The following is an 11,055-nucleotide window of genomic DNA, read 5'->3' on the forward strand; positions in this document are numbered from 1 at the left end:
AATTTTGTCATCGAGGCTTTGCCTCAACACGACTTTATCTAAGATACAGGATTATTTTAATTTTAGCAAGCATTTTTTCGGTGCAAAAATATCTTTTTCATGGTAGAGTTGCTAATGAACTTACATATAAGGAGGAATTATTATCAAACATTATGATTTAGCAATTATTGGCGCTGGTCCTGTCGGACTATTTTCCGCTTATTTTGCTCATTTACATGGTCTTAAAGTTGTCTTACTTGAATCTCTTCCAGAATTAGGTGGTCAGCCCGCCGCTCTTTATCCTAATAAAGTTATACAAGACATCCCTGTATTTAAAGATATTAAATCATTTCAACTAACTGAAAAGCTTTGTTCTAATTTAAGTAGTGATGTGACTATCATTTGTAATTATAAGGTAGAAAATATTATTCACGAAGATTCTCAATTCATTATCAATGATGATTTGATTTCTAAAACAGTCCTTATAACAACAGGTAATGGTGCTTTTAAACCCAAGGCTTTCCCTCTCCCAATTCCTACCAGTATAGATAATAAACTTTCTTATTTTGTAAAAAATCCTCAAGACTATCAAAATAAAGAAGTAGCTGTTCTTGGTGGTGGCGATTCAGCTCTTGACTGGGCTCTAGAATTAAGTCAATATGCCAAGGTTTCTTTGATTCATCGACGCAATCAATTTAGAGGACTTGAAAGTAATGTTGAAAAAGTTAAACATAATTCTCAAATTTCTGTTTTAACCCCCTACTTACCTGCAAACTTAATTGATAACTCAGGAAGATGTGAATTATCTCTTAAGAAAGTCGGTACAGATGAAACAAAAACAATTGTTTTTGATAATCTAATAGTTGCATATGGTTTTCGTGCTAATAACCGTTTTGTTAAAAAATGGGGAATTGAATTAGAAAATGATTTGATAAAAGTAGATCGAAAAATGGAAACTTCTGTAAAAGGAATTTTTGCAGCTGGTGACAGTGTAGGCTATGATGGTCGCGTTCCAATTATTGGAATTGGTTTTGGTGAAGCACAAGTAGCTATTACATCAATTATGCAAACAATTTTTCCTAATAAAAAGATGACTATCCATTCTACAAGTATTTAGGTGATGACTATGACAGAAAATCAGGAACATTTTTATCAACATACAATTGCATTATTAAATGAACGTGGTGTAACTTTAAAGGATATTGAAGATTTAGTTTATTATTTGCAAAAAGACTATATTCATCCTCTTACTCATGAGGCAATGCAAGAAAGCATTGAAAAAGTCCTCCAAAAAAGAGAAGTTCAAAATTCAATTATTACTGGAATTGAACTGGATAAGCTTGCAGAAAAGAAACAACTTTCTGAGCCATTACAATCAATCATGGAAAATGATGAACCACTATATGGTTGCGATGAGGTTTTAACTTTTTCAATTACTAATCTTTATGGTTCAATCGGTTTTACAAACTATGGCTACATTGATAAAACAAAACCTGGCATTTTAAAGTGGTTAAATGATAAATCAACTGGTAAAATTAATGTCTTTCTTGACGACCTAGTTGGTGCTGTTGCAGCAGCTGCTGCTAGTCGTTTAGCCCATACTCAAACAGATTTAGAAGATGACAGTATTTATTCTAGAAAGGACTAACAATGGGATTAATTTCATTTATTTTACACATTGATGACCACTTAGTTAATATCGTTAATCAATTTGGCAATTATACCTATTTAATTTTATTTGCAATCATTTTCATAGAAACCGGTTTAGTTATTTTTCCATTTTTACCAGGCGATTCGTTAATTTTTGCGGCAAGCGCAATGGCAGCCAATACTAAATATGGATTAGATATCTGGCTAGTCTATCTAGCAGTAGTAATTGCAGCTATTTTAGGAGATAGTGCTAACTATGAAGTTGGTGCTTGGTCAACAAGAGCCGGCTCCAAACATGCTTGGTTTAATAAGTTAATAAACGAAAAGAACCGTTACGCTGCAGAGAAATTTTTTGAAAGGCATGGTTCAATTACGATTGTAATAGGTCGGTTTATTCCATTTATTAGAACATTCGTCCCATTCATTTCTGGCGGTAGCAAAATGCATTATGGGCATTTCATAACTTACAACATCTTAGGTGGTATTTTATGGACCGGGTTATTCTCAATAATAGGTTACTTCTTTGGGAATTTACCAATCGTAAAGACACATTTTTCATTAATTGTGATTGCAATTATTTTGGTATCAGTTGTCCCAATTGCAATTGTCGCCTTAAAGAAAAAGATGACATTAAAAAAAGGATTCCATTAGGAATCCTTTTTTTATCTAGTCAATCGGATGCTTTTCAACAAGTTTTTGAACACCTTCAGCTACCTTTGAAAGAACTGCTTGATTATCACTATTATTTAAAGCGTCGATAATCAGCTTAGCAACTGCTCGACTATCTTCTTCATCAAAACCACGACTTGTAATGGCTGGCGTCCCAATTCTTAAACCACTAGTAATAAATGGTGAACGATGATCATTAGGAATTGCTTCTTTATTAGTTGTTATCATCACACTATCAAGTAAATTTTGAGCATCTTTTCCAGTTAAACCAGTCTTAGTAATATCTAAAACTAAAAGATGATTTGCTGTACCACCAGTAACTACTCGAATAGTATCTGAATCATTTAAGACCTCAGCCATTGCCTTAGCATTTTTGACAACTTGCCCAATATAAGTTTTGTATTGTGGTTGTAAATCTTCATAAAAAGCTTGCGCTTTAGCAGCAATAACGTGTTCTAAGGGACCACCTTGAGAGCCAGGGAAAACAGCAGAATTAAACTTTTTACCTAATTCTTCAGAACGAGATAAAATCATCCCACCTCTAGGACCACGCAAAGTTTTGTGAGTAGTTGTAGTAACAACATCAGCTACTGGCACAGGGTTTGGATGATAGCCAGTAGCAACTAACCCAGCAATATGAGCCATATCTACCATTAAATATGCCCCTACTTCATCAGCGATTTCTCTAAACTTATCCCAATCAATAATCTGACTATATGCAGAGGCTCCTGCAACAATGATTTGTGGCTTAATTTCTAAAGCTTGCTTACGAATTGCATCATAATCTAACCGTTCTGTCGTAGGATTTAAACCATAAGCATATGTTTTATACATCTTACCAGAGAAGTTAACTTTAGCACCGTGAGTTAAGTGGCCTCCAGCATCCATTCCCATCCCCAAAATAATATCACCAGGTTTAAGTAAAGCTTGATATACAGCTGCATTTGCTTGAGAACCTGAATGAGGTTGGACATTGGCATAAGCTGCTCCAAATAATTTTTTGGCATGATCAATTGCTAATTGTTCTGCAATATCAATATATTTACAACCACCATAATATCGCTTACCAGGATATCCTTCCGCATATTTATTAGTTAAAACAGAACCTTGTGCTTCTTCAACCGCTTTAGAAACAATATTTTCTGAGGCAATTAATTCAATTGTATGTTGTTGTCTTTTTTCTTCTTGGGCAATCGCATCCCAAAGTTGTGGATCTTTTTCTGCATATTTCACGAGCAAGTCCTCCTTAGATAAAACTAATAAGTTAATTATAGCATTATCCAGTTATTTTTCCATAAACCATTCTTGAACATTTTTAGCAACTTCTTCTGGCAAATAACGTACCCTAACTTGATAGCCAAAATGCTTATCCATCACTTCAAGCTCAATATGCATCAATTTCTTTTTCTTCATCCAAACACTTTGTGTTAGCTTCAAATATTGAATTTTTTCTCGTGGGAAAATTGCATTAATGATTTTGAAATAACGCTTAGTACCAAAATATAAATATTGGTCATCATAATTTATTCCACTAGAGCAAATTAAAATAACAGACGCTACTAGACTGTACACGCCTACTAGTAAATTCAAGCCAAGAATCCAAACAAATGCACCAGACAAGAAGAAATACGAAATCACATTAATTATGACACTAGTGATTAACAGCCAATTAAATCGATAAATAAAAAGTGATCTTTTTCCAGCTGAAGATAAGCGATGCAAATTTTTCACTTTACTTGGCCAAGTCGGTAACAGCTCATGTAAAACTTCACTTGCTTCTTTGCGCTTAACCACGGGAATTAAATTAACATTTCCTTCTTCTTCATCGGTTAACTTAGAGGATGCAATTGCTTGAATACTGACTAACTTAGTTATGTACCTTAAATAAGTTGCTTCAAAAATAATCCCTTGAATCCTCTTTACGGGTAAAGTCATTTGTGTTTTAGAAAATAGACCACTTTTAGACTTTAATTGATTTTGTTCATTATGAATACTGAAATTAAATAACCGTTGCCAAGTATTAAAAAAGGTTAAGCCTATTCCAATCAATAAAAATAGGATAATCATCGGCAAACTGTTGTCGATTTTAATATCAAAATCCGCAACTTTTTCATAAAGACTGTAAACCATTAATGCCCCAGCTATAACTCCTGGAGAAGTAATCGTATAAATCGCCAAATCACGGTTATTAATATAATATCCACTTGGTTCTTCTAAAATAGTTGCTACATCAGCAATTTTCATTGCATCTTGCAAGCGCTCTAATTCCGCTTGACTTACAACTCGCAAAACAATAGTACCCTCATCATCCTGATTAGCCGTTTCAAGAATGACCTTAGTTTGCTTTAAAGGTTCCATCCAAAAAGGATATTTAGTGTGTATCGTTTGAATTCGTGAATAAGGGATATGCTTTTCTTTCTTTTCAAATACCCCTGAACGAATAATTAACTCTTTTTCTGAAATTTCATAAGTAAAAAAGAAATATTCTAGAAAAGTTAATAATAAAATCAAAGCAACAAAACTACCGATTTGTATAAGATAATTTCCCTTGAGGAAATTCAAATAATTGCATCCAATAATAATAGCTGGTAGGATTCCAATCTTATTCCTGACTTGATCCTTTAAGAAAAATAACATAGCTAATGGTGATAAATGCTTAGTCATGTTTATCCCCTGCCTTTTGAATAATATTTAGCAGTTGTTTTCTAAATAATTTAGCGTCTTCTAATTTCAATCCAGAAATCTTTTCACTAGAAGAAGCGGTATGTAAGTGCAATTCGGTTAAGTGTTGCCAACGTAAAAGTGGTCCCGCTTCAAGTGTAACTGTCTGAAGACGCGCCAACGGAACCGTAATTTGTTTTCTAAAAATATAACCTTTATGTAGCACCACATATTCACCAGTAATTTGATAAGTCCAAAAGTTATAAACATATGGTATGAGCAAAATCTGAACTATATCAAAAACTATTACCAATGCAAATAAAATTGCCCAAATCATAAGGAATAGGTTAACTAAGTTTTTGGCAACAAATGTAATCAAAACGAAGTAAACTATCCCAAATCCAATCATGGTTCCAATAACTTCTAAAATATTTTCAGCTAACCAAACTTTTTTTATTTCATTTGGCAGTTTATTTTGCATCATTATTCCTCCATATAAAAAAGCTCTACTTGCCTGAATTATAGCAAATAGAGCTTAATATTTCAGTTTAGACACTCAGATTAGATGGTAGTTAACGAAATGTTGTCGCAAATACTGTAAGGTCAAGCTGTTTTTCTGGCTATTAACTAAGGCAAATGGATTACCTGTAGCCATTACTTGTCCACCATTTATGCCACCTTTCGGTCCTAAATCAATCAAATAATCACAATTAGTCATAATATCTAAATCATGAGTAATGATAATAATAGTTGCACCTTTAGCTTGTAGATGACGCAGCACTTTTAATAAAATCTGAACATCACTAGGGTGAAGGCCTATTGAAGGCTCATCAAAGACAAATAAAGTTTGCTTGCATGATTTTAGTAAATGCTTAGTTAACTTCAATCGTTGTGCTTCACCACCGGATAATTCAGGTGTGCTTTCTCCTAAATGTAAATAGCCCAATCCAACTTGTTTTAACAAATCCAATTCTCGTAAAATCTTTTTTTCTTGTGCAAAAATACTAATAGCATCATTTACAGATAGTTCGAGGATATCGGCAATTGAATAATTATGCCATTTAATTTTTAAAATTTTTGAAGCGAAACGTCGGCCATGACAAGTGGGACATACCTGCTCCATATCAGGTAAATATTGCAAATCAAGTGAAATACTTCCTAATCCTTGGCAAGTAGGACAGGCCCCTTGTTTATTATTGTACGAAAAAGCCGACATTTTTAAATTTTCAGCTTTAGAGGCTGGCAAGCTGGCAAATAAACGCCGTAAGCTATCCATAATTGAAGTATATGTAGCAACACAAGAACGAGTATTTTTACCAACTGGTTTAGCATCCACACTGACTACTGTTTTAATAGAAGTTGTTATATTAGTTACCTGAGCAGGTAAATGTTGAGGATTTTTTATAGCTGGTACTAAACTATCTAAAATCAGACTTGTCTTTCCAGCACCTGAGAAACCAGTAATTGCAGTTAATTTTTCATCAGGAACTGCAATCGTAATATCATGCAAATTAAAATAATTACTTACACTTAGTTGAGTTGCGTGTGCCAAGTTTACACTTTGCTTTTTTAAGTTAGTAATTTTTGCATTACCAGCTAAATATTTTCCAATCATTGACTTAGGATTATTTATTAACTCACCTGGTTTGCCTTGGGCAACAACTTTCCCACCTTTTTCTCCAGCTTGAGGGCCAATTTCAATTACCCAATCTGCTGCTTCAATTACACTAACCTCGTGATCAACAACTACTAATGAATTCCCTTGGGAAATTAAACGACGCAAAATTTTAATCAAACCAGCAACATTATCAGGATGTAATCCAATAGTTGGTTCATCTAAAACGTATAAAACCCCCGTCGTTTCAGTTCTTAAAGTCCGAGCTAACTGGATTCTTTGTAATTCGCCAGTTGAGAGGGTATTTCCACTACGTGCTAAAGTTAAATAATCTAAGCCTAAATCAAGCAAGGGAGCTAGATTATCATCTAAATCTTTAAAAATAACTTTTGCCATAGCTTGCACATTATCTGGAAGCCAATTTAAGGTCTTTTTTTCAAATTTAGACAATTCTCCCAAAGTTAAATTAGCAACTTGAGCAATATTTTTTCCAGCAACTATTTGTTTCAATAACTCTGGATTTAATCGATTTCCATGACAAAGCGGACAAGTTGAAAACTTAAAGAACTTATTAATCCTTACTAAACTTCGTTCAGTTTTAGCAGTTTTAAGTGACGCATAAACAGCTTCATAAGCATTTTCATAAAGTGTACCATCAGTACTATAAACACGACCTGTTGAGGTGTGAAAATCAACTGCATATTTTTTCTTTTTACCGTATAAAACAATATTTTTTTCTTTTGGCGTCAAATCCTTAAATGGTACATCTAAACGTACACCCAAAGTAGCCGCAACAGTATTCATAAAATTGCGTCCTGGCAACCGCCAAGAAGCTACTGCACCTTCATTAATTGACTTATTATCATCTGGAATAATTTTTTCAGGATCTAAAGTTTGAACTTGTCCAGTTCCATGACATTTTGGACAAGCACCAGCAGAATTATAAGCGAAATCTTCTGCTGATTTAGCACTAAATTCTACTCCACAAGTCGGGCAATTGATTTTTCCCATTTTTTCACCAGAATTATCCATTGCCTGGGAAATTGACAAACTTGGAGCAATTCTATGGCCATTGGGACAAACCGGACTTCCAAGACGAGAAAATATCAAACGAATTACATTATAAATTTCAGTCATTGAGCCCACTGTTGAACGTTCACTAGGAATTGAGGGCCGTTGTCTTAACGCAATCGCAGAAGGAATATGTTTAATTTCTTTAACTCCTACTTGTTTAGCTTGTGTAATTCGCCTTCTAGTGTAGGTCGACAACGCCTCAAGATACCGACGAGAGCCTTCAGCGTAAAGAATACCCATGGCTAGTGAACTTTTACCGGCACCAGAAGGTCCAGTAATTGCTACAAATTTATGTAATGGGATATCAATATCAATATTTTGCAAATTATTAATATTTGCACCACGCACTTCAATAGCTTGCGGTCCAACAGTTGTATTCTCATTCATTATTTTCAACTCTTTTTATAAAAAACTATTTATATTATATAACTTCAAGAGTCTTTCTTTTTTTACTATATACACTATCATCTTAGACAATTTTTTTTTTCTCTATCTTTTTCCCACTTGCAAGTTCAAAAAAGTAACGTAAAATTCCTAGTTCTAGCTTGGCATATGAACTTTCCTTAACTTCTAACTCAACTACTCCATTAGCTAAAATAAATTTAAAGTTCTGTTTATTAAGTGCAGTTGGTGCTTTTAAAGCGGCAACCACACCTTTTTTGTACCACTCCACATCATTATCACTTACACTAACTTGATTCAAACTTTTGCAGGCATGTTTTTTGCCACTATCTAGACCATACCCCAAGACAACTATTCCCCAGACAGGTTCATGATACTTATTTTCTAATTTTTGGCGATTATAAGTTCCACCAACAAACCAGCTATTTAAGCCAAGAGTTTGGATATATAACATTAAATCTGCTGCACAATAACCTAATTGCTCTTGCTGATTATCTTTTCCAGCCAGGACAATAAAATTTCGAGCATTTTTGCTTAAAACAAATTTACCAAGAAGTGATAAAGCTGAATCATCGTCAAAAACTGCTCTCATCATCAAATTATAACTACTGTTCAGTTTATTAACTCTTTCTAAAATAAACTTTCGATTATCAAAATCAATTTCTGTCGGCTTATATCTACGCACAGTATGTCTTAAATTAATTGCTTCTATTAGGTTGGACTTTGATGTCATAATATTCTCCTTTCTAATTCACTTATACTTATAGTTATAAACTCAATAAAAAAAGAACTCAATTTTGAGTTCTTCTATCCTTTATTATCAATATAATAATTAATCAAGAAATGTAGAGGTACAGCTGCAAAAATAGCTATTACCCAACTATCCTGCTTTAAAACTTCCATTCCAAATGCTGCAAGCATAGATGCAGTTCCCCATAAAATACCCTTTAAAGCACGCTTAGCTCTCTGTTTTTTCAATAGATTTTGCTTACTTGTTTCCTGTGTTTCTTCTTTTTTATCAAAATTTTTATTACCAACAATATAATCAATTGAAACATCATAAAGCTGACTCAATTGCTTTAACTTTAAAATATCTGGTAATGAATCACCAGTTTCCCATTTAGATACTGATTGACGTGATACATTTAGTTTGCTAGCAAGTTCTTCTTGAGACATACCAGCATTAAGTCGCATCTCTTTAAGACGCTCATTAATTTGATCCATGATTTTTCCTCCGTCATTTAATATCTAAATTATATTGCGCATGGTAGTTGCGCACCACCAATTATGGTATACATTCACGCCACTTTCAGTTGCTTTTACCATTTCCCAGGAAATAAAAAAACTCTCCTAGATAGTCTAGCAGAGTTTTTTACAACTACGAAGTACTTTATTTAATTTGCAATGTTCCAGTTAAAAGTCCTAAAATACCGGCTAGAGCCATAACAGCTATAACGCCCCACCATAACCATTCCACTTTACTTAGCCTTTGTCCTTTTTCTTTTTTACCTTGATAGAAAAAGCCAAAACCAGTCATCCAAATAATTGCTCCAAGTAAAAGATAGCGCAAACCAGCTCCAAAAATCATAAACAAGGTAAATGCTGTTGCTAATACTGCATAAATAGCTGATGTAATTCGTTTATAAGTTGGCAAATCTTTAAAACCGATTCCACAAATAACGCTCTTTAAGGCATATAGACTGGCAAAAAAGTAAGGCACAATAGCCATCGAAGTTGAGAACTTGAGTAAAACCGCATATCCAGCTGAATACAGCCCTGCGATAATCATTAATACCTGAGTTAGGCCAGTAGTTACTAATAACGCATTTTTTGGAGCCTCCGCTTCATTAAGTTCTGCTAACCACTTAGAGCCTGAACCGCCACGTCCAGCAACTCTTAGTTGCTCACTACATAGGTTTACCCATGCAATTAAGGCACCAACTACAGAAACAATCAAGCAAATATAAATCAACCAGCCACCCCAGGGTCCTACCATATTCTCCATTAAACCAGCCACAGAGGGATCGTGAAGTTTAGAAATTTGATTTGGCGCAAGTAAACCAAGTGACAAAACAGAAGTACCAACTAAAAGAACTATTACAAACATCGCACCGAGATTAGTAGCTTTTGCAACATCACTCAATTTCTTAGCTCTTGTAGCAAAAATAGTTCCTGATTCAATCCCAATTAATGTCCACATAGCTGACAATAAAACAGACTTGGACTGGTCAAAAATCGATACATGCATCCAATGATTAGTTGCCACATCAAATACATTAGTTGAAGCAAAATGAGCTAGAAAAGTATGTGGCGAAAAGTTGAGAATTGCTAAGATGATAAACATTGCAATTGGAATAACTTTGGCGATAGTCGTTATATTATTCATAACTGTTGAAGTTTTGATTCCTTTCAACACTAATCCAGTAACTATCCAAAGTAAAATAGAGGCACCAATAATTGATGGCCATGTAGTACCATTTCCAAAGATCTGCAAAAAACTAAAACCACCCAGAGCTGAAAAAATAACTGTTAAATACGATGCATTTCCAATTGCATCACCAATTCCATGCCCATAATTGGCGATAAACCCGCCCATATCACCGAACAGATTCTTTGACCAACCATGTATTCCGTCATCAATTTTGGGTTGTTGTAGGGTTAAATTACGATATACTCCAGCTAAAGAAAACATCCCAATTGCCACAATAGTCCAACCTATCAAAATTCCTTCTGGATTAGCTCCAGCAGTCAATGTGGCTGGCAAGGCAAAAATTCCTGAACCAATAGTTCCTCCAACAATTAAACCAGTCAAGCCCCCAAGACCCACTTTATTTTTAACTTCTTGTTTCATATGCATTCACTTCCTAAAATTAATCCCAAAAAATAATCTACACCCTTTACTTATACTTGGCAGGTATTCTTCTAAAAGTCTGTGAAATGCTTGTCAAATTATAAAAAAGTACAGGTCATTCTTTTTACATTTCAAATTATGAGACTGTAAAATA

10 protein-coding genes are annotated in these 11,055 nt (G+C 34.2%); 3 read left to right on the forward strand and 7 right to left on the reverse strand.

What is annotated here, in order from left to right; genetic code table 11:
* The first annotated feature begins 163 nt into the window (after nucleotides 1–163).
* The 3 genes from ACNDLV_RS07745 to ACNDLV_RS07755 are packed head-to-tail and all read left to right on the forward strand — an operon-like array spanning nucleotide 164 to nucleotide 2,280.
* Nucleotides 164–1,096: an NAD(P)/FAD-dependent oxidoreductase gene (locus ACNDLV_RS07745; RefSeq protein WP_180363087.1), complete on the forward strand. Its 933-nt coding sequence runs from the start codon at nucleotides 164–166 to the stop codon at nucleotides 1,094–1,096.
* Nucleotides 1,097–1,105: 9 nt separating this feature from the next.
* Nucleotides 1,106–1,627: a phosphatidylglycerophosphatase A family protein gene (locus ACNDLV_RS07750; RefSeq protein ID WP_006587684.1), complete on the forward strand. Its 522-nt coding sequence runs from the start codon at nucleotides 1,106–1,108 to the stop codon at nucleotides 1,625–1,627.
* A 2-nt stretch (nucleotides 1,628–1,629) separates the two neighbouring features.
* Nucleotides 1,630–2,280, forward strand: a complete 651-nt coding sequence (locus ACNDLV_RS07755; protein ID WP_006585763.1) for a VTT domain-containing protein — start codon at nucleotides 1,630–1,632, stop codon at nucleotides 2,278–2,280.
* A gap of 15 nt (nucleotides 2,281–2,295) precedes the next feature.
* Here the strand turns inward: ACNDLV_RS07755 and glyA are convergent, their stop codons facing one another.
* From glyA to ACNDLV_RS07790, 7 genes are all read right to left on the reverse strand, one after another.
* Nucleotides 2,296–3,531, reverse strand: coding sequence for a serine hydroxymethyltransferase (gene glyA / locus ACNDLV_RS07760; RefSeq protein WP_006585764.1), 1,236 nt, complete (start codon nucleotides 3,529–3,531; stop codon nucleotides 2,296–2,298).
* 51 nt (nucleotides 3,532–3,582) lie between these two features.
* Entirely contained in the window at nucleotides 3,583–4,962 is a 1,380-nt protein-coding gene (locus ACNDLV_RS07765) for a PH domain-containing protein (RefSeq protein ID WP_006585765.1), read from the reverse strand.
* Entirely contained in the window at nucleotides 4,955–5,440 is a 486-nt protein-coding gene (locus ACNDLV_RS07770) for a PH domain-containing protein (protein ID WP_022091028.1), read from the reverse strand. Before ACNDLV_RS07770 ends, ACNDLV_RS07765 begins: the two co-directional genes overlap by 8 nt.
* Nucleotides 5,441–5,515: 75 nt before the next feature.
* Nucleotides 5,516–8,035 carry an AAA family ATPase gene (locus ACNDLV_RS07775; RefSeq protein ID WP_006585767.1) on the reverse strand — a complete coding sequence of 840 codons (2,520 nt, stop codon included), beginning with the start codon at nucleotides 8,033–8,035 and terminating at the stop codon, nucleotides 5,516–5,518.
* Nucleotides 8,036–8,117: 82 nt separating this feature from the next.
* Nucleotides 8,118–8,783 (reverse strand): nitroreductase family protein, encoded by a 666-nt coding sequence (locus ACNDLV_RS07780; protein ID WP_225306028.1) that lies wholly within the window; start codon nucleotides 8,781–8,783, stop codon nucleotides 8,118–8,120.
* 74 nt (nucleotides 8,784–8,857) lie between these two features.
* Complete coding sequence (locus ACNDLV_RS07785) at nucleotides 8,858–9,274, reverse strand: helix-turn-helix domain-containing protein (protein ID WP_006585769.1); 417 nt, start codon at nucleotides 9,272–9,274, stop codon at nucleotides 8,858–8,860.
* Between the two features lie 166 nt (nucleotides 9,275–9,440).
* The gene (locus ACNDLV_RS07790; RefSeq protein ID WP_034530138.1) at nucleotides 9,441–10,901 is read right to left on the reverse strand and encodes an amino acid permease; all 1,461 of its coding nucleotides are present in this window, start codon (nucleotides 10,899–10,901) and stop codon (nucleotides 9,441–9,443) included.
* Nucleotides 10,902–11,055: the final 154 nt, after the last annotated feature.

This window comes from Lactobacillus fornicalis (assembly GCF_055362665.1).